Annotated in this window: 16 protein-coding genes; 10 read left to right on the plus strand and 6 right to left on the minus strand. The window is 66.7% G+C overall.

The annotated features are described in order from the left end of the window. Positions 1-9 precede the first annotated feature (9 nt). From AC5RUU_RS16065 to AC5RUU_RS16105, 9 genes are all read left to right on the plus strand, one after another. Positions 10-549 carry a TlpA family protein disulfide reductase gene (locus AC5RUU_RS16065; RefSeq protein ID WP_493976292.1) on the plus strand — a complete coding sequence of 180 codons (540 nt, stop codon included), beginning with the start codon at positions 10-12 and terminating at the stop codon, positions 547-549. A 6-nt stretch (positions 550-555) separates the two neighbouring features. After that, on the plus strand, positions 556-1,311 hold the full coding sequence (locus tag AC5RUU_RS16070; protein ID WP_493976197.1) for a cytochrome c biogenesis CcdA family protein: 756 nt from the start codon (positions 556-558) through the stop codon (positions 1,309-1,311). Further along, a complete protein-coding gene (resB, locus tag AC5RUU_RS16075; protein ID WP_493976198.1) occupies positions 1,311-3,011 on the plus strand; it encodes a cytochrome c biogenesis protein ResB in 1,701 nt (566 codons plus the stop codon). The genes AC5RUU_RS16070 and resB overlap by 1 nt, the downstream gene beginning before the upstream one ends. Beyond that, positions 3,011-4,108 (plus strand): c-type cytochrome biogenesis protein CcsB, encoded by a 1,098-nt coding sequence (gene ccsB / locus AC5RUU_RS16080; RefSeq protein WP_493976199.1) that lies wholly within the window; start codon positions 3,011-3,013, stop codon positions 4,106-4,108. Before resB ends, ccsB begins: the two co-directional genes overlap by 1 nt. A gap of 153 nt (positions 4,109-4,261) precedes the next feature. Then, positions 4,262-6,340, plus strand: a complete 2,079-nt coding sequence (locus AC5RUU_RS16085; protein WP_493976293.1) for an Hsp70 family protein — start codon at positions 4,262-4,264, stop codon at positions 6,338-6,340. A gap of 1 nt (position 6,341) precedes the next feature. Further along, positions 6,342-8,411, plus strand: coding sequence for a LuxR C-terminal-related transcriptional regulator (locus tag AC5RUU_RS16090; RefSeq protein ID WP_493976200.1), 2,070 nt, complete (start codon positions 6,342-6,344; stop codon positions 8,409-8,411). 164 nt (positions 8,412-8,575) lie between these two features. Continuing rightward, the gene (locus tag AC5RUU_RS16095) at positions 8,576-9,730 is read left to right on the plus strand and encodes an IniB N-terminal domain-containing protein (RefSeq protein ID WP_493976201.1); all 1,155 of its coding nucleotides are present in this window, start codon (positions 8,576-8,578) and stop codon (positions 9,728-9,730) included. Positions 9,731-9,835: 105 nt separating this feature from the next. Beyond that, the gene (locus tag AC5RUU_RS16100) at positions 9,836-11,722 is read left to right on the plus strand and encodes a dynamin family protein (RefSeq protein ID WP_493976202.1); all 1,887 of its coding nucleotides are present in this window, start codon (positions 9,836-9,838) and stop codon (positions 11,720-11,722) included. Further along, the gene (locus AC5RUU_RS16105; RefSeq protein ID WP_493976203.1) at positions 11,719-13,218 is read left to right on the plus strand and encodes a dynamin family protein; all 1,500 of its coding nucleotides are present in this window, start codon (positions 11,719-11,721) and stop codon (positions 13,216-13,218) included. Before AC5RUU_RS16100 ends, AC5RUU_RS16105 begins: the two co-directional genes overlap by 4 nt. Before the next feature lie 17 nt (positions 13,219-13,235). On the opposite strand, the gene AC5RUU_RS16110 is transcribed toward AC5RUU_RS16105, so the two are convergent. Beyond that, the gene (locus AC5RUU_RS16110) at positions 13,236-13,901 is read right to left on the minus strand and encodes a hypothetical protein (protein WP_493976204.1); all 666 of its coding nucleotides are present in this window, start codon (positions 13,899-13,901) and stop codon (positions 13,236-13,238) included. Between the two features lie 5 nt (positions 13,902-13,906). Further along, positions 13,907-14,299, minus strand: coding sequence for a PLD nuclease N-terminal domain-containing protein (locus AC5RUU_RS16115; protein WP_493976205.1), 393 nt, complete (start codon positions 14,297-14,299; stop codon positions 13,907-13,909). Positions 14,300-14,361: 62 nt separating this feature from the next. Here AC5RUU_RS16115 and AC5RUU_RS16120 point away from each other — a divergent pair, with 62 nt between their 5' ends. Further along, the gene (locus AC5RUU_RS16120; RefSeq protein WP_493976206.1) at positions 14,362-14,706 is read left to right on the plus strand and encodes a DUF4229 domain-containing protein; all 345 of its coding nucleotides are present in this window, start codon (positions 14,362-14,364) and stop codon (positions 14,704-14,706) included. A gap of 5 nt (positions 14,707-14,711) precedes the next feature. On the opposite strand, the gene AC5RUU_RS16125 is transcribed toward AC5RUU_RS16120, so the two are convergent. The 4 genes from AC5RUU_RS16125 to AC5RUU_RS16140 all read right to left on the minus strand — a co-directional run bounded on the left by AC5RUU_RS16125 (position 14,712) and on the right by AC5RUU_RS16140 (position 18,626). Further along, positions 14,712-15,593 carry a 1,4-dihydroxy-2-naphthoate polyprenyltransferase gene (locus AC5RUU_RS16125; protein WP_493976207.1) on the minus strand — a complete coding sequence of 294 codons (882 nt, stop codon included), beginning with the start codon at positions 15,591-15,593 and terminating at the stop codon, positions 14,712-14,714. A 74-nt stretch (positions 15,594-15,667) separates the two neighbouring features. Then, positions 15,668-16,849, minus strand: coding sequence for an AMP-binding protein (locus tag AC5RUU_RS16130; protein ID WP_493976208.1), 1,182 nt, complete (start codon positions 16,847-16,849; stop codon positions 15,668-15,670). Between the two features lie 12 nt (positions 16,850-16,861). Continuing rightward, positions 16,862-17,815 carry a 1,4-dihydroxy-2-naphthoyl-CoA synthase gene (locus AC5RUU_RS16135; protein WP_493976209.1) on the minus strand — a complete coding sequence of 318 codons (954 nt, stop codon included), beginning with the start codon at positions 17,813-17,815 and terminating at the stop codon, positions 16,862-16,864. A gap of 46 nt (positions 17,816-17,861) precedes the next feature. After that, positions 17,862-18,626 carry a CPBP family intramembrane glutamic endopeptidase gene (locus AC5RUU_RS16140; RefSeq protein ID WP_493976210.1) on the minus strand — a complete coding sequence of 255 codons (765 nt, stop codon included), beginning with the start codon at positions 18,624-18,626 and terminating at the stop codon, positions 17,862-17,864. Positions 18,627-18,759: the final 133 nt, after the last annotated feature.

An 18,759-nucleotide genomic window follows, 5' to 3' on the forward strand; every position in this document is an offset into this window, starting at 1 on the left:
GCGCTGACCATGGGACTTTCCGGCTGTGCCCAAGAAGACGCGCTGGCGCAGCAGGCCAAGGCCGGGGACAACAAGAACTACGTGGCCGGGGACGGCTCCGTCACGGAGTTCGCCGCTGCTGACCGCAAGTCCCCCGTCCAGATCAACGGCACGCTTTTCAACGGGACCGCGGTGGCCCCGGCTGCCTTCCAGGGCAAGGTGACAGTGCTGAACTTCTGGTTCGCGGCCTGCGCGCCGTGCCGGGTGGAGGCGCCCATCCTGGAGGAGCTTCACCAGGAGTTCAAGGACCAGGGCGTCCAGTTCTTCGGCGTCAACCTCCGCGACGAGAAGGCAACCGCCGAGGCCTTCGACAAGACATTCAACCTGACCTACCCCAGCTTCGACGACAAGGACGGCGGCGTCCTGCTGTCCGTGTCCGGACTGGTCCCGCCCGGCGCCGTGCCTACCACTCTGGTGCTGGACAAGCAGGGACGTGTGGCGTCCCGCGTCCTGGGGGAAATCCAGAAGGGCACCCTGAAGGCCCTCATTACCGCTGCCGTGGCAGAGTAGCGCGCCGTGAACAGTCCCTTCGCCGAAGCCATCCTGAACGGTTCGCTGCTGCTGGCCATTCCCGTGGCCCTGCTGGCCGGGCTGGTTTCCTTCCTGTCGCCCTGCGTCCTGCCCCTGGTTCCCGGTTACCTGGGCTACGTCACGGGTCTCAGCGGAGTGGACCTGCAGAAGCAGAAGCGCGGCCGCATGCTGGTGGGGATCGGGCTGTTCGTCCTGGGCTTCTCCGTGATCTTCGTGCTCCTGGGCGGCGCATTCGGACAGCTCGGCACCCTGATCACGGGCTCGCAGAACGCCTGGATCACCCAGCTCCTTGGGGTGCTGGTGATCGTCATGGGCGTGGTGTTCATGGGCGGCTTCAGCTGGCTCCAGCGCGACGCCAAAATCCACGCCAAACCCCCGGCCGGCCTCTGGGGCGCCCCCTTGCTGGGCCTGACCTTCGGGCTGGGCTGGGCGCCGTGCATCGGGCCCACCTACTCCGCTGTCCAGTTGCTGAGCCTCTCCGGGGGCTCCTCCGCCGCCAAGGGAGCGTTCCTGGCCTTCGTCTACAGCCTGGGGCTGGGCATCCCGTTCCTGTTGATCGCCCTGGCGCTGCGCCGCGGCATGGGCGTGATGGCGTTCTTCCGCAAGCACCGCCTGGCCATCCAGCGCATCGGCGGCGGCATCCTGGTGGTGCTGGGCCTGCTGATGGCCAGCGGCGTGTGGGGGACCTGGGTGACGGAGCTGCAGTACTGGTTCCAGACCGACGTGAAGTTGCCTATCTGATGAGCGAGCGTGTGAACGTAGAGAAGAAGTCCCCGGCCGGCACCACAGTGTCAGAGGCCAAGGCTGACGCGGCGCTGCCGGCCCTTGGCCCCAAGGAAATGCTGCGCTGGGCGTGGACCCAGCTGACCAGCATGCGGACGGCCCTGTTCCTGCTGCTGCTCCTTGCTGTGGCTGCGGTCCCGGGCTCACTCTTCCCGCAGCGCCCGGCCAACCCCGCCGTGGTGACCCAGTACATCAAGGACAACCCCGACTACGGCAAGCTGCTGGACTCGCTGCAGCTGTACGACGTGTACTCCTCGGCCTGGTTCTCGGCCATTTACCTCCTGCTGTTCATCTCCCTGATCGGCTGCGTCGTGCCCCGCGCCATCGCCCACTACAAAGCGATGCGTTCCCACCCGCCGCGTACCCCCAAGCGTCTCTCCCGCCTCCCCGAGTACGGCACACTGGTGATTCCCGCCTCGGCCGGCATCCCGGCGCCGGACGCCATCCACAGCGCCGCCGGGTTGCTGCGGAAGCGCGGCTACCGGGTTGAGGTGAGGGACGACGACGGCGCGCGGCCGTCCCTGGGTGCCGAGCGGGGCTTCCTGAAGGAAGTGGGCAACCTTGTCTTCCACACGTCGCTGATCGGCGTGCTGGTCTCCGTAGCCGCCGGCGGACTGTTCGGCTACAGCGGCCAGCGCATCCTCGTCGAGGGTGACACCTTCGTCAACACCCTGGTGGGCTACGACCAGTTCAATCCGGGCACCAACTTCCAGCCCAGCCAGCTGCAGCCATACTCCATCCAGCTGGATAAGTTCGACATCACCTTTGACCGGGAGTCCCAAGGGAAGTTCGGCCAGCCCATCGACTTCGCTGCCGCGGTGACCACCAAGGAAAACCCGGACGCGCCAGCGAAAAAGGAAACCCTGAAGGTCAACGAACCCGTCAGCCTGGGCGGCACCAGCATCTACCTCACGGGCAACGGCTACGCGCCGGTGGTGACCATCCGGGACGGCGACGGCAACATCGCCATGCAGGGGCCGGTGGTGGCCAAGCTGCAGGGGGACAACTACTACTCGTCCGTGGTCATCAAGGTTCCCGATGCCAGGCCGGACCAGCTGGGCTTCGCCGGCTTCTTCCTCCCCACGGCCTTCGTCAGCAACGAGGGTGTGTCCTTCAGCGGCGACCCCGAGCTCTTCAACCCGCAGCTGACCCTGAACTCCTACTACGGAAACCTTGGCTTGGACGACGGCGCCCCGCAGAACGTCTTCGAACTCGATGTAGAGGACCTCACGCCGCTTAACGCCCGGAACCTTGACGCCGGGGGCATCACCCTGGCGCCCGGCACGTCGTACACCCTGCCGGACGGCAAGGGCTCAATCAGCTTCGACGGCGTGAAGCGGTACATCGGCGTGGACATCCACCACAACCCCGGCCAGCTCTATGCCCTGATCTTTGCGCTGCTCGCCGTCGCCGGCCTCATCCTCTCCCTCTACGTCAACCGCCGCCGCGCGTGGGTGCGCACCGGAACCCACGAAGACGGCAGGACCATGGTCGAGTATGGGCTCCTGGCCCGCGGGGAGGACCACCGGCTGGCTGCGGAAGCAGCCGCACTGCGGAAGCTGCTGTCCGAGCAGTGGCAGCTCACCCCGGATCCGCCCGCAGAAACTACTTCCCCCACCACCCCAGCAGGCCCCTTCGGGCCCGAAAAGGACCAGTAATGCCGTTTGGAATCAACGAGACCATGGGCCAGTTCAGCGAGCTCTTCATGCTGCTCGCGGCGGGCACCTACACGGTCGCCTTCATCGCCTTCGCCTGGGACCTTGCAAAGAGCAGCAAGGCGCTGCGGGCCATCGACCTCAAGGCCGCGCAGGCCGAACAGGCCGTCAAGGTTCCGGTAGCAGCCGGGGCAGGGGCAGAGTCCGCGACCGCCGGATCCCGCCCGGCCGAGTCCCGCCTTGGCGGGCCGGCCGGGCGGGCCGAGCGGCCGTCGTCGTCCACGGTCAAGGCGGCCGGGGGCGTGATTACCGCCGACGCCGACATGAAGTACGCGGCGGAACGCCGGGCGCCGGCGCGGGTGGCGGTAGCCTTGACGGTCCTGGGTGCGCTGATCCACGGCGCAGGCGTGGTGACCCGCGCCCTGGGCGCCGGACGCGTTCCGTGGGGCAACATGTACGAGTTCCTCACCACCGGCGCGTTCGTGGCGGTTGCCGTGTTCCTCCTGGTGCTGATCCGGCGTGACCTCCGGTTCCTGGGAACCTTCGTGGTGGGCCTGGCCATCATCATGCTGGTGGCCGCCTCCGTGGCCTACTGGACGCCGGTTGGGCACCTGGTTCCCGCCCTGCAGAGCTACTGGCTGATCATCCACGTCTCCATCGCCGTGCTCTCCTCCGCGCTGTTCACGCTGACCTTCGCCATGTCCGCCCTGCAGCTGGTCCAGTCCCACCGACAGAAGACCGTTGCAGCAGGCGGCGCGGACAAGCTCGGCTTCATGCGCCTGGTGCCGTCCGCGCTCAGCCTGGAGAACCTCTCCTACCGCATCAACGCGATCGCCTTCATTGGCTGGACCTTCACGCTGATGTTCGGCGCCATCTGGGCGGAGAAGGCCTGGGGCCGGTTCTGGGGCTGGGACACCAAGGAAGTCTGGACCTTCGTCATTTGGGTGGTTTACGCCGGCTACCTGCATGCCCGGGCAACCCGTGGCTGGACCGGCAACCGGGCCGCCTGGCTTTCGATCGTCGGATACCTGTGCGTCATCTTCAACTTCACCATCGTGAACCAGTTCTTCAACGGTCTCCACTCGTACTCGGGCCTCTGAGCAGGGGATTCTCTTGAACACCCGGGGTGCCTTGGGTAAATAACAAATCGGTGTAGCAATGGGGGTGTTCCCGGTCCGCCGGTGATGCTACGTTGGTGACGTTCGCCCGTGATGAAGCTTGCAGGCGAAACGCAAGTTTTCCTGAGGTACCCCATGAACTACGTGCTCGCCGTTGACGTCGGGACCAGTTTCACGGCAGCCGCCGTTGTCCGTTTTCACCAAGGAGTCAAGCCAGTCCCGGAGTGCCTGCCACTGGGTCTTCGCGGATCAGCCGTGCCCTCCGTGGTGTATTACCCCGAGGAAGGACCCATCCTGGTGGGGGAGGCTGCGGAACGCCGCGGTCTCGATTTCCCCGGGCGCGTTGTGCGTGAGTTCAAGCGCCGCGTCGGCGACTCCGTGCCCATCTCGGTAGGCACGCTCTCCCTTCCGCCCGAGGACGTCTTCGCCACCATGGCCCGCTGGGTGGTGGACCGCGCGGCAGAGCGCGAGGGGGCGCCGCCGTCGGAAATCATCTTGACGCACCCCGCCGCCTGGGGCAGCCACCGGACGTCCGTCATCCGGGACGCCCTCGCCGCCAAAGGGCTGGAGAACGTCACGCTGCTGACCGAACCGGAAGCGGCAGCGCTGCATTACGCCTCGCAGGTCCGTGTGGAGGATGGCAGCACGGTAGCCGTATACGACCTCGGAGGCGGAACGTTCGACACCGCTGTCCTCCGCAAATCAGGCAGCAACCGGTTTGAGGCGCTGGGACGGCCGGAAGGCATTGAGGACCTGGGCGGCGCCGACTTCGACGCCGCCGTGTTCCGCTACGTGGTCGGGAACACCGGCGGAGCACTGGCAGGCCTTGATGCCGAAGACCCGGGTGTCCTTGCGGCGCTGGCCCGGCTGCGGCGGGAGTGCGTCGAAGCCAAGGAGGCACTCTCCTCTGACAGCGAGGCCAGCATCTCTGTGCTCCTTCCCGGCATCCAGCAGCAGGTCCGCCTGGTGCGCTCCGAGTTCGAGGCGCTGATCGAGGAACCCATCCGCGATACCGTGGACGCCCTGGAACAGTCGCTGGCGCAGCTGGAGCTGGAGCCCGCGGATCTCACCGCCGTCCTGCTCATTGGCGGATCTTCCCGGATCCCCCTGGTAGCGCAGCTGATCTCGGAGCAGCTTGACCGGCCCATCGCCGTCGACGCCGATCCCAAGTCATCCATCTGCCTGGGCGCGGCCGTGTCTGCCGTACTGGCACAGCCCGACGATGCTCCTGCGGAGGCGGACGCCGGCGCCGCGGCGGCTCTTGCCCCAGCCACGGATTCCGTCCCGGATCCTGCCACGGAGGACGGGCATGTCCCGGTCCGGCTGGCCAGCTGGTCCCGCAAGGGCTCGACGGCGGCCGGTGCCGCTGGGGTCCATGGGCCCGGGCACGGACACCACGGCGGGGCGCATGCTCCGAGGCCGACGGTGCGGCTGACTGCCATCGCGGCCGCCGCAGCCATGTTCACCGTGCTGACGGCCACCGCCGCCCAAAGCCCCGATGGTTTCAACAACTTGACGTCCATCTTCGTCCCGGAGGCGGGCGCTGACGACGGCAAAGCTGCGGCCGGCTCGGGCGGGGGCACAGGAAGCGGAGCCGGGGCCGCAGCAGCAGGAACAGCAGGCGATGCCCAGGCGCCGCTGGCGGGCATTGAAGCCGGAGTGAAGAAGCCGGCAGCGTCGCAGAAGGCAGGGCTCGACGTCGAGGCCTCGCCCACCAGCCGGCCGTCGGCCAGTGCAACCGCGGAGAAAAGCGCCGGGGGCGGAACGTCCACGGGCAGCGCCGCTGGTTCTGACACCGGCACGGGTGCTGCGGCTCCGGGCACGGGGACGGGAGGCGCGGCGGCGGGTGGCACCACTGATCCCACCGGAACCCCGACCCTGGGCTCCGGAACCACCGAGCCGACGACGCCGGGCACCACCGACCCGACGACGCCTGTAGTGGAACCGCAGCCGACGGATACGGGGACGCCGCCCCCGGTGGTTGAGCCGCAGCCGACGGACACGGGGACGCCGCCCCCGGTGGTTGAGCCGCAGCCGACGGACACGGGGACCCCGCCCCCGGTGGTTGAGCCGCAGCCGACGGATACCGGGACCCCGCCCCCGGTGGTTGAGCCGGAGCCGACGGCAGTGACGCAAGACCCGCAACCAGCGCCTGCACCGCCAGCTGATCCTGCTCCGTCGGAGACGGCCACGACGACGGGACCGGTGGCCTAGCATGGTGGGCCATCAGACCGGAGACCAGGAGCCTGCCTACCTCCATGGGGAATTGAACCACCAGGGGCAGCTGCCCCACGCCGCAGAGCTCATGGCCAGGCAGCTCAAGGGCGAGAACGCCGCAGTGCGGGAACTGCTGCTGGCGCTGTCGGTGGGTTTTGCCCTGCCGGGACCATTGCCGGCGGACCTGCAGCGCAGGATTGACGGCGGCGAGGTAGACGGCCTGGATGCCTTGGTGCAAAGGGCAGAATCCGCTGGCTTGCTGACCGCTGACGGCACCGTGGTGGGGCCGGCGCAGCATGCGTTGCTCACCGTGACTCCCACCGCCAAGGTGCACGCGCTCCAGCGGGAGCTCGTATCCGTCTATGCCGATGAGGGCCAGCCGTTGGGTGATTTCGCCCGGGAACTGGCCCGGGGCGGCCTGGCCGATCCGCGTGTGGCTGCGGAACTGGAGCATGCGGGCAACAAGGCCCTTGAGCATGATCCGGGGCTGGCGTACCAGCTCTACGACGAGGCCCTGCTGGCCGGCGCCGACGAGATTGCCACCGCCGCGCGGCGCGCCCAGGCCGCCGCTGGTGACGGGGACCTGGACACTGCCACGCGTATTATCGACACCCTCCTGGTCCAGGACGATCCGCCGGATGTCCGCCGAGGTGCAGACGTTTCAGCGGCCGTTTGGGCCCAGCGTGGCATGCTGGCCCGTAGCGCGGACGTCTACAGCTGGCTGGGGCCTTCGCGGATCGGGCAATCGGCACCCCTCGCCGCCGTCGCCCTGGTTGGCTGCGGCAATCGCGCTGGAGCCGAGGCACTGTTCCGCGCCGACGCCCCGCCGGCCTCGCCCACGCTCCTGGCCACCACTCTTGCCCAGACGGGCAAGGGCATTATGGAATCCCTGGCGGCGGATCCGCACCAGGGGCTTCCCATCCTGATCCATGCCTCGGACATGCTCAACGCGGCCGGTGCCGCACGTCCCATGCCGGAGACTCCTGCTGCCCTGGCCGCCCTGATGGCCTTGCACAGCGGGGAGCCACACCTGGCGGAAACCGTCTGCCGGTCCGCGGCTGCGGCGGGCCAGGGCGGCAATGCGTCCAAGCCCCGGCTCTTCCTCCTGCAGGCATGGTCGGCCATGATGCAGGACAAGCTGGAGGATGCCCGGCTGGCCATCAACGAGGCCTCGAAAACGAACCACTGGCCGCTGGTGCCGAGGGATGAGTTCCTGTGCTCGGCGCTGGAAGTGGGCCTCGCCCGCCGCAACGGTGACGTACCCGAGCTCATAAAGGCCTGGGAACGCGCCCGCGAAGCGATGCTCCATGCGACTGTTGACCTCTACAGCCTCCTGCCTTGGGGTGAACTGATGATCGCGGCAGCCCGGCTCCGGGAGACCCGCCGCCTGGTGCACTACATCGATGAGGCGAACCAGTTGCTAGGGCGCCTTGGCGATCCACCGCTGTGGGCCGTGCCGTTCCACTGGGCCGCCGTGCAGGCGGCACTGCTCAGTGAAAGCCCGGCGAACCTCGCCCCCCATGCGGCAGCACTGGCCCGGGCTGCTAACCACAGCCACCTGGCTGCGGTGCTGGCCACGGCCGGAAAGGCCTGGGTTTCGGTGCTGGCGGACAGGTTCCGCCCCGCTGAAGTTGAGTCGGCGGCAAGGGGCCTGGGCAGGGTGGGGATGCCTTGGGAGGGCGCCCGGCTTGCCGGCCACGCGGCGGCAAAGGCGGAAGAGCGCAAGGACATGGTGCGTCTGTTGTCCTGCGCCCGCGACCTGCATCCCCAGGGAAGTTCCGCCGCCAACGGAACATCGGGTTCAGCGGAGGCCCGGCCAGCTCCTGCGGAGGCGGGCAACGGAATGCATCCGGACGGGATGGGCCTCAGCGAGCGTGAAAAGGAAGTGGCCAGGCTGGTGCTTGAAGGCAAGACCTACAGGGAGATTGGCGAATCCATTTACATCTCCCCACGCACTGCCGAACACCATATTGCCCGCATGCGCCGGCGCCTGGGAGCCGAAAACCGGTCTGACCTGCTGGCCAGGCTGCGCCTTGCCCTGAGCGCGGAAAATCCACCTCAGGAGTAAGCCCCTAATGCCCCTAACCGGGGGTCCGGCAGTTCCCGATGAGGGGGACTGCCGGTAGGGGGAATCGGCCCGATGCCCGGTCATGTACCGGGCCCATACGTTTGATTCAAGCCCGGCAACGACGCCCGGCGAACCTCAACACAGAGAAACTAGGGGACCATCAAATGACACTCGCAAACGATCTCGTTCAGTTCCTGATGCACCTCTTCGGAGACCGTCAGGCCGCCCAGGACTTCCTGGATGACCCGGAGAAGGTTCTGGATGACCACGGCCTGGGCAAGGTTTGCTCGGCAGACGTTGACGCCGCAATGCCGGTAGTCCTGGACTACGCTCCCGTCACCATCAACGCTTCCCGCTTTGACCGCGAGTACAACACGGGCGGCAACCGGGCCAGCACCGATCACAACGGCGGCGGCGGCAGCACCGGCGGCGGTAACCACGGCGGCGGCCACCACGGTGGCGGACATGGCCACGGCGGCGGAAACAACGGCGGCGACGACCACGCCCACGCCGTCCAGCAGCTTCACCACGTGGTGAACAACTACTCCTACACCTCCACGGTGGACGACCGCGACACCATCACGGACCAGTCCGTGAACCAGAACATCTGGGCAGACGGCGACGTTACGCAGTGGTTCGACAACGATTCCGTTGTGGCTTCCGGTGACCGTGCCATCGCTGCCGGCGACGACGCGGACGTGGAGGACTCCAACAACATCGAGGACTCCTACAACACGGACAACTCGACGGATAACTCCACCGACAACTCCATCCGCGCCGGTGGCGACGTCAACATCGGCAACGAAGAGACCGACATCGACGACTCCTTCAATACCGACGTGGACGTGGATGCCGACATCGACGACTCGTTCAACGACGATCACAGCGTGGACAACTCCACCGAGCTCGACATCCGGGATTCCGGCAACGACAACTCCATCAACGACTCGTTCAACGAGGAAGAGACGGAAATTGAGATCGATGCCGACCTGAACAATGTCGGCAACACGGACAACTCGGACAACTCCATCAATGATTCCGGCAACACTGAGGTCGACTTCGACAATGTCGGTAACGCAACCGACAACTCGGACAACTCCATCAATGACTCCGGAAACGACAACTCGGAGACGACTGTCACGAACATCGAGGACAACGTCGTCGTCGCGGACAACGAAGTCGAGTACACGAACGTCGAGGACAACGTTGTTGTCGCTGACAACGAACTCGAGTTCACCGAGGACAACTCCACCAACGTGAACGTGGAGGACAACAACCTCGCATTCGCTGATGACGAAGCCGAGGCCACGGCGGGCTAGTAACCGGTCCAGTCAGGAAAGCCCGGCAGGAGGCATCCACCTCCTGCCGGGCTCTTCCCGACCCATCCCACGTTCCAATTCGGGGCTCAACCAAAAGGACACGCTGTGGCAGAAGCAGGACCGGCAAAACCAACAACACCGGCAACCGCTGGCCAGCTCATCAGGCTGGTGGAACATGGCCTTCACCTGGTCAGCACCGGTGACCGGGCGGACCTCCGCAAGCGCCTGGACCAGACCCTGGGCAGGCTCAAGGATCCGAGCATCCGCGTCATCGTGGTGGGGGAGTTCAAGCAAGGCAAGAGCAAGCTCATCAACGCGCTGGTCAACGCACCGGCCTGCCCCGTGGACGACGACATTGCCACCTCCGTCCCCACAGTGGTCCGCCACGGCGACCCGGCGTCGGCGGCCATCCTGGTCCCCAAAGCCGAGACCGACGGTGGTGACGAAACCAGTGTTGAACGCCAGCCGATTCCCCTCGCCGACCTCCCTGCCTATGTGTCAGAGCAGGGCAATCCTGGAAACAGCAAGAAGCTTGTGGCCGCCGAGGTCTACCTGCCCCGGAAGATCCTCACCGGCGGGCTCACCGTCATCGATTCACCCGGCGTCGGCGGAATGGGTTCTTCCCACACCCTGACCACCCTTACGGCACTGCCCACGGCTGATGCCATGCTCCTGGTTTCCGATGCTTCCCAGGAGTACACCGAGCCGGAACTGCGTTTCCTCCGCCAGGCGCTGCGGATCACCCCCAGCGTTGTGGGTGTCCTGTCCAAGACGGATCTTTACCCGGATTGGCGCCGGGTGGAGGAAACAGACCGTACCCATCTCAGCAAAGTTGCACCGGACATCCCGCTTTTTCCCGTCTCCTCGGACCTCCGCCTCGAGGCGGCGCGGCTTCAGGACAACGAGCTGAATGAGGAATCCGGCTTCCCACGCCTGGTGACCCACCTCCGCGAAGAAATTGTGGGAAAGGCGCAGCGCCTGCAGCGCCGTTCCGTCAGCCAGGACCTGCTCTCGGTCACGGAGAACCTTCGGCTTTCCCTGCAGACCGAGCTGGAAGCGCTGGAGAACCCGTCAGGTACGCCCCAGATGATCGCCCAGCTGGAACTGGCCAGGGCTGAGGCGGACGACCTGCGGAAGCGCTCGGCCCGCTGGCAGATCACGCTCAACGACGGCATCAGCGACCTCATCGCCGACATGGAATACGACCTCCGGGACCGTCTCCGCCGCATCCAGCGGGAGGCTGAAACAGCCATCGACCAGGGTGACCCGGGGCCCACGTGGAATGAGTTTTCCAAGTGGCTGGAGGAGTGTGCAGCCGCCGCCATTTCCGACACTTTCGTATGGACCAACGAGCGGGCCCAGTGGCTGGCAGCCCAGGTGGCCGAACACTTCGCGGCCGACGAAGTCACGTTGCCGGTAATGCGGGTTTCCGATTCCGGTGACGCGCTGGATCCGGTGGACGCCATGCCGGGCATGGAGGACGGGCGCATCAACCCCATGCAAAAGGTGTTGATCGGCATGCGCGGGTCCTATGGTGGCGTGCTGATGTTCGGCCTCCTGACCGGCATCTTCGGCATGGCGCTGATCAATCCGCTGTCCGTCGGCGCCGGCCTGCTGCTCGGCCGCAAGGCGTACCGGGAGGACAAGGAGGCGCGGCTCAAGCGCCGGCAGGGCGAGGCCAAGGCCCTGGTCAGGCGGCAAATCGACGACGTGACGTTCCAGGTGGGCAAGCAGCTGAAAGACCGGCTGCGGCTGGTCCAGCGTTCCATCCGCGACCACTTCACGGAGATCGCCGAGGAACACCACCGCTCCCTGACCGATTCGGTGACCGTGGCACAAAAGGCCGCCACCACCTACGCGCTGGAAAAGGACGTCCGGATCCGTGAGATCAAGGCAGAGCTCAAGAAAGTCGACGCCCTTCACCGGGCAGCAGAAACGGTGGCAGCCGAAGTGGCCGGAACCAAAAGACTGACCTCAGTGGGCGCAGGATGACCGGTTCAACCGTTTCTGGAGCTGCCGGCCTGGTCCAGGAGGCTTTGAAGGTCTACGGCGACGACCCCGCAGCTGCCGAGGCGCTCCACGCGTACGCCCGCAGGCTCGCCGAGCCGCTCCGCATTGCAATCGCCGGCATGGTGAAAGCGGGCAAGTCCACCCTGCTGAATGCCATCATCGGTGAGGAGATCGCGCCCACGGACACGGGGGAGTGCACCCGGATTGTCACCTGGTACCGGTATGGGCACACCCCACGCATCACTTTGCACCCCAAAGACGGAGACCCCCGGGTTTTGCCGCTCAAGCGCGTGGACGGCCGCCTGGTGTTCGTGCTCGGGGACGTGCAGGCCGAGGATGTGGCGCGGCTGGACGTCGAATGGCCGTCGCCAACCCTGAAGACTATGACCCTGATTGATACGCCCGGCATCGCCTCCCTGTCGGAGGACGTGTCCGCACGCTCCACCAGCTTCCTGACACCTGGGGACACCCCGTCGGAAGCGGACGCCATCATCTACCTGATGCGCCACATGCACGCATCGGACCTTCGGTTCCTCGAGTCCTTTCGGGACACCGAAGCAGGCCGCTCGGGTACGGTCAACGCGCTCGCTGTCCTGTCGCGGGCAGATGAAGTAGGCGCAGGACGCATAGATTCACTGCTCTCCGCGGGCGAAATCGCCGAGAGGTACCGGCGCGACCACAACCTGCGGAAGCTGGCTCTGGGCGTTGTCCCTGTGGCGGGCCTCCTTGCCCAGAGCGCCCGGACCATGCGCCAGCAGGATTTCGCCGCACTGCAACTGCTGGCGGGCCTGGACCGCGCCGACCGGGAAAAGATGCTGCTCTCGGCCGACAGGTTCCTCCGGTCCACCGCACCCGAAGCGCTGACGGCGGAAGCGCGAACGTCACTGCTGGCCAGGTACGGCCTGTTCGGCATCCGCCTGGCCGTGGTCCTGATCCGGAACGGGTTCGATGAACCCACTCCGCTGGCGCACGAGCTCGCCCGGCGCAGCGGGCTGGATCCGCTGCTTGACCTCCTCAACCGCCAATTCCAGGCACGGGCCGAGGCACTGAAGGCCCGGACTGCCCTGGTGGGAGTGGAATCCTTGCTGCGCACATCACCCAGGCCCGACACCGGGCAGCTGGCAGCGGCCCTGGAACGGCTGCAGGTCAACGCCCACGAGTTCCGGGAACTGCGCCTGCTGGCTGCCCTCCGGACCACGGGCGTGCCGCTGAGCAACGAACTGACGACCGAAGCGGAGGGCCTGATCGGCGGCTGGGGCGCTGCACCGCATGTCCGGCTGGGGCTGGACCAGGACGCGAGCCCCGACGACCTCGCGGACGAGGCCCGCCGCTTCCTGCTCCGGTGGCGTGCCGTGGCCGAGAACCCGTTGACGGACCGGGCGGCGCTGGATGCCTGCCGGATAGTCATCCGCAGCTGCGAGGGCGTCCTTGCGGAATCATCCGCCCGCCAACGCCAGCGCCTCCGCCAGACTGCTTAACCCCCCACCGCCGCTGATCAGCCGGTGGGCTGGCTGGACCTCAACCAGGCGTTGGCCGAGGGCAGGAAGAACATCACCAGCCCAATAAAGGCCAGGAGGAGCTCGGCGCCCCAGAGCAGCAGGACGTAACTGGCGCCGTCGCCCTCGGGCACCAGGAACGCGGTGGCGACGATCATCACCAGTGCGTGGCCCGCGAGCAACGGGATGAGGGCCCACCTGGCCCAGCCCTGCCGGCCCAGCACCACCCCGAGCATCGCTGCCTCAAGGAGGATCGCCAGCAGTAACGCCCCTCCGCTACCCCAGAAGACGATGCCGGTGGCGGTGGTCACGGCGTCAGCGTCGCCGCCGGGGGCCATCTGCTCGACCACACCGCGGAGCCGCTCCAGGTGCCCGTCGCGGGTCAGGAAGGAGCCCACCAGGACGGCAAGGCCGGCCACGAAGCTGACAAGCCACAGAGTCCGGCCGTGCTTGATGGTGCCGGGCGCGGGCGGGATGACGGCGATGGGTGCGGGGGCGGAATAGGACAAGCCAGGCCGCGGCGGGGGTGCATGCTGGGTGGGGGGAGGCACCGGGGGTTGGCCGGCCGGCGAACCGGATGAAGCAGGGGCTGGCGCTTCTGGCGGATAGGCGGTCCCGGGCGAGTTGGTCCGCAGCCGTTCTTCTCCGTCAGATTCGTGAGCCATAGGTCCTACTTCCGTCCGTCGGTGTCGCGTTCGTCGGTTTCGTGCTTATCCTTGCCGCCGCCGTCGTCCTTCGCCTTGGCTTCCAGCTCGTCCTTGAGCTTCTTCAGGCGTGCGGCCTCGGCCTCCTTGCGGCGGCGGACTTCAAGGTTGCGGAGGAAATCAGGGTCATCGTCCGGGGCCGTGGGATGGCGGTAGCTCTGTTGCTGCGGCGAAGAGCCGCGGGGCCGCCCGATAAGCAGCCAAAGAATGGCGCCCAGCACGGGCAGGACGATCATGACCACGATCCAGGCAGGTTTGGAAATTCCACGCGTGAGGCGGCCATCGGTGCGGATCACGTCCACGAGGCCATACACAAAGATGACGAGGACTGCCACGGCCAAAGCCACACGGAGGAGCATGCCATCAAGTCTATCGTCCGCAGGGCCGCGGGAGCCCGGGCGGGAGGCGGCTAAACTTGAATGTGGCCTTTTTGAAATATTCCCTGATCCGTCTGGCTCTCTTCGCACCGCTGTTCGTGCTTTTCACACTCCTGCAGCTGGGCGTCCTGATGTCCGTGATCTGTGCCGCCCTCATCGCGTTCGCCGTCAGCTACCTCTTTTTCCAGAAGCAGCGGGACGAGGCAGCAGCAGCACTGCACCGCCGGTTCTCCGGCAAGGCCAAGCCGCTCCGTTCAGCAGGTGAGGTCCAGGACGCCAACGCCGAGGACGCCCTCCTGGACGCCAACCCGGACATCGCCATCAGCAACGACGCAATCAGAAACGACGCCGTCAGAAACGACGCCAAGGACCCCAAGCCCCGCAGCTGACCGCCCTAGAACCCGTGGCTGAGCACCAGGCCCAGTGAGAACAGCAGGCTGTAGCCGAGGTTGATCAGGCCAGTCTGCTTCAGGACCGGGATGAGGCTCTTGCGCTTGCGGCCGTTGATCATCAGCCATGACGGCATCAGGCACGCCGGAATCAGCAGTAGGACAATCAGCATCCACGGCCGCCCCGGAGCCAGAATGACCACCAGCAGGATGGCCACGGCAAGCATCAGCACATAGCTTTCCCGGGCATGCTTGTCGCCCAGCCGGACCGCGAGCGTCTTCTTGCCCACCTGCATGTCCGTGGGAATGTCCCGTACATTGTTGGCCATCAGCAGGGCCGTGGCGATGAGCCCGGTGCCGATCGCGCCGATGATGGCGGGCAGGTTGATCTGCCCCGCCTGCGTGTACGTGGTGCCGAGCGTCGCCACCAGGCCGAAGAACACGAACACGAACACATCGCCCAAGCCCATGTAGCCGTACGGGTTCTTGCCACCCGTGTAGCCCCACGCCGCCATGACACATCCCAGGCCCACGAGGATCAGCCACCAGCTCTGGGTGATGACCACCAGGACCAGCCCGAACACCATTGCCGCGGCGAAGGTCCCGAACGCGGCCCGCTTTACATGCTCCGGCTTGGCCGCGCCTGAACCGACCAGGCGCAGCGGACCCACGCGGTCATCGTCCGTTCCGCGGATGCCGTCGGAGTAGTCGTTGGCGAAGTTCACGCCCACCTGGAGCAGCAGGGCCACCAGCGCCGCGAGGATGGCGTTGAGCAGGAGGAACGAATCCATCTCGTAGGCGGCGGCGGAGCCGATGAGCACCGGCGCTATCGCGGCAGGCAGGGTTCGCAGTCGCGCGCCTTGGATCCATTGTGCGGCTGTGGCCACGTTTAGTACCTCGTATTGAATCGGGAGACCGGCGGGCGGAAAGCACCCGCCCGCCGCATTGGTGCACGTCCACTCTACTTTCCCTGATGCAGGGCGCTGAGTTCGGCAGTCATGGCAAGCCGGTCGGGCTTGCCGTTGGGCAGCATCGGCAGCGAGGAGGCGGTAAGGACCGTCTTGGGAGCCAGGACCCCCAGCCTGCGGTGCCATTCTTCCTCAAGCACGACGGCGTGGTCCCCGCTTCCAGCGGAACCGCCGGCGCCCCGTGCGGCGGCTTCGCCCGCCAGCACCACGTAGGCGGCCACGGCCTGGCCCCATTCCGCAGACGGGACGCCGGCCACAAAAGCCGCTGTCACGCCGTCGGACTTTTCCAGTTCCTCCTGCACATGCAGCGCGGAAACCTTCACGCCGCCGGTGATGATCACGTCATCTGCCCTGCCCAGCACAGCGAGCCGGCCGTCGTCGTCGATGCTGCCGAGGTCGTTGGTGCGGTACCAGCGCACGCCGTCCTCCTCGAAGAAGGTGCCCGATTCCTGGTCCGGGGCCTCCAGGTAGCCCGCGGCGATGGTGTCGCCGCCCAGCAGGATCCTGCCGTCGCCGTCCACCCGGACCGAGACTCCTTCGAGCGGATAGCCGTTGTAGACGCAGCCCCCGGAGGACTCGGCGGACCCGTAAGTGGTGAAGACGCGTACACCCGCGTCCCGGGCCGCCTCGAGCAGGGCTGCCGGCGCCGGGGCCCCGCCCAGCAGGACCGCGTTGAAGCGCCGGAGCACGGCAAGCGTCTCCGGCGACGGGTCATCCAGGAGCCGCTGCAGCTGGGTGGGGACAAGGGACGTGAAGCGGATCTTGTCCGTCAGTTCCAACGCCGCCGCCGTGAAAGCCTCCGGAGTGAACCCGCCGGACATGTCCATCACCCAGGGGCGCGTGCCGGCAAACAGGGAACGCACCAGCACCTGAACGCCGGCCACGTACTGCACCGGCAGTGCCAGCAGCCACTGGCCTTCGCCCTTCAGCGCCAGCGCCGTGGCCATGGAGGACGCGGCCAGGGACTCCACGGTGAGGACCGTTGCCTTGGGCGTTCCGGTGGATCCGGAGGTGCGGACCACAGCGACGGCGTCGTCGCAGCCGGGTGTTTCGATATGGCCCACCACCAGGGAACCGTCGTCACCAATGGAAAGTTCGACGGCGGGGCCCTCGCCATGGAGGGCGGCCGCGAGGGCCTTCAGGGCCGGTTCGATGTTGAGGGGACCGCTGTTCATTGCCACTCCTGCTTAGAAGTAGTGCGGGAAGCTGGACCAGTCGGGGTCGCGTTTTTGCAGGAAGGCTTCCTTGCCCTCCACCGCCTCGTCCGTCATGTACGCCAGCCGCGTTGCCTCGCCGGCGAACACCTGCTGGCCCGCCAGTCCGTCGTCGGCGAGGTTGAAGGCGAACTTCAGCATCCGGATGGCCTGCGGGGACTGCCGGGCGATGTCCGCCGCGTACTCCAGGGCCACCTCCTCCAGGCGTTCATGGTCCACGGCCTCGTTCACCGCGCCCATCCGGACCATGTCCTCCGCGGAATATTCACGCGCCAGGAAGAAAATCTCACGGGCGGCCTTCTGCCCGATCTGCCGGGCCAGCAGGGCTGAACCGTAGCCGGCGTCGAAGCTTCCCACGGTGGCGTCGGTCTGCTTGAACTTGCCGTGCTGGCGGGAGGCGATGGTGAGGTCCGCAACGACGTGCAGCGAGTGCCCGCCACCGGCCGCCCAGCCGTTGACCACTGCGATGACCACCTTGGGCATGGTGCGCATGAGCCGCTGGACTTCTAGGATGTGGAGGCGGCCGGCCCGGGCGGGGTCGATGGTTTCCTGCGTGTCGCCATCGGCGTATTTGTAGCCGTCCCGTCCGCGGATCCGCTGGTCGCCGCCGGAGCAGAACGAGTGGCCGCCGTCCTTCGGGGAGGGGCCGTTGCCGGTGAGCAGCACAGTGGCGACCTCCGGCGTCATCCGGGCGTGGTCCATGGCGCGGTAGAGCTCATCCACCGTTCCCGGCCGGAATGCGTTGCGGACCTCGGGCCGGTTGAAGGCGATCCGTACGGTGGGCAGGTCACGCACCCACCCGCCGTCGGAATCCCGCTCCACCTGGCGGTGGTAGGTCATGTCCTGGAAGTCCTCGAAACCGGACACCACGCGCCAGCGGGTGGGATCGAAGACGTCGGACACCGGGGCGGGAATCTGGTTACTCACCGTCCAAGTCTAGTAATCAGCTTAGCTAATGCAGAACCGGTTGCCCTCAGGCCGGGACCCCCTGCTGGAGCTGGTCGTACAGCTCGGGCGGGATGGCATAGATGAAGACAACCGCCAGCAGGTTCTTCGCGGCGTGGACGAAGTAGGAGAACATCAGGTTCTTCCCGGTCCAGACGTAGACGAAGACCAGGGTGGCCCCCATCGCAAGGTAGGGCAGCAGTGCCGCCAGGGTGATGGCTTCCCGGCCTGCTATGTGCATGGCGGCGAACAGGAGCACGGAGAGCGCGCAGCACACCCAGATGTTGACGCGCCTGCTGAGCTTGCCAATCAGCAGGTGGCGGAAGATGTACTCCTCCACGAACGGGCCCACCACCACGATGACCGGCACCATGAGCCAGGCCGGCACCTGCTGCATCAGCGCCTGCAGCCCCGCCTGGTTCGCTGAAGTCTGCACTCCGCCGCCAACCGCCACCACCACCGCAGTGAAGATCAGCATGGCTATAACTGCGGCCGGAATCATGCTGAGGGTGAACCAGGGGCGGGTGGCGAGTACCCGCAGGTCCCGGGCTATGACGCGGCGGGCAGCGACGAGGGCCACCAGGCCCACAGAGCCGTAAAAGAGCAGGTTGGCTGCGTAGGAGACGCCCGCGGGGGTGGGGGCTATCTGCCGGAGGAAGGGGACCAGCAGCCCGCCCGCCAGGGCAAAGATTCCGGCGATGGATAGGTAGAGGGCCAGGGCGGTGAAGTCCAGGGCGGAGAACCGGTACAGCTGTGGCTGCGGAGCAGGTGGTATTCGGTGGGCGGTAGCCATGCTTTCAGCCTATCCCCCAACTAGGTAGCAGCAGATGTCCTTATGAGGCCTCAAAACGGCATCTGCTGCTACCTAGTTGGATTGGGAGGATGACGGGACTGTTGCGGGGACGTTGTTCAGGGAATCGGGCTTC

This window comes from Arthrobacter sp. K4-10C (assembly GCF_059090085.1).

What these genes read in the sequence shown, in the direction of transcription:
- AC5RUU_RS16065 (WP_493976292.1), top strand. Translation starts at nt 10, where the DNA reads ATGGGACTTTCCGGCTGTGCCCAAGAAGACGCGCTGGCGCAGCAGGCC.
- resB (WP_493976198.1), top strand. Translation starts at nt 1,311, where the DNA reads ATGAGCGAGCGTGTGAACGTAGAGAAGAAGTCCCCGGCCGGCACCACA.
- ccsB (WP_493976199.1), top strand. Translation starts at nt 3,011, where the DNA reads ATGCCGTTTGGAATCAACGAGACCATGGGCCAGTTCAGCGAGCTCTTC.
- AC5RUU_RS16085 (WP_493976293.1), top strand. Translation starts at nt 4,262, where the DNA reads ATGAACTACGTGCTCGCCGTTGACGTCGGGACCAGTTTCACGGCAGCC.
- AC5RUU_RS16090 (WP_493976200.1), top strand. Translation starts at nt 6,342, where the DNA reads ATGGTGGGCCATCAGACCGGAGACCAGGAGCCTGCCTACCTCCATGGG.
- AC5RUU_RS16095 (WP_493976201.1), top strand. Translation starts at nt 8,576, where the DNA reads ATGACACTCGCAAACGATCTCGTTCAGTTCCTGATGCACCTCTTCGGA.
- AC5RUU_RS16105 (WP_493976203.1), top strand. Translation starts at nt 11,719, where the DNA reads ATGACCGGTTCAACCGTTTCTGGAGCTGCCGGCCTGGTCCAGGAGGCT.
- AC5RUU_RS16110 (WP_493976204.1), bottom strand. Translation starts at nt 13,901, where the DNA reads ATGGCTCACGAATCTGACGGAGAAGAACGGCTGCGGACCAACTCGCCC.
- AC5RUU_RS16115 (WP_493976205.1), bottom strand. Translation starts at nt 14,299, where the DNA reads ATGCTCCTCCGTGTGGCTTTGGCCGTGGCAGTCCTCGTCATCTTTGTG.
- AC5RUU_RS16130 (WP_493976208.1), bottom strand. Translation starts at nt 16,849, where the DNA reads ATGAACAGCGGTCCCCTCAACATCGAACCGGCCCTGAAGGCCCTCGCG.
- AC5RUU_RS16140 (WP_493976210.1), bottom strand. Translation starts at nt 18,626, where the DNA reads ATGGCTACCGCCCACCGAATACCACCTGCTCCGCAGCCACAGCTGTAC.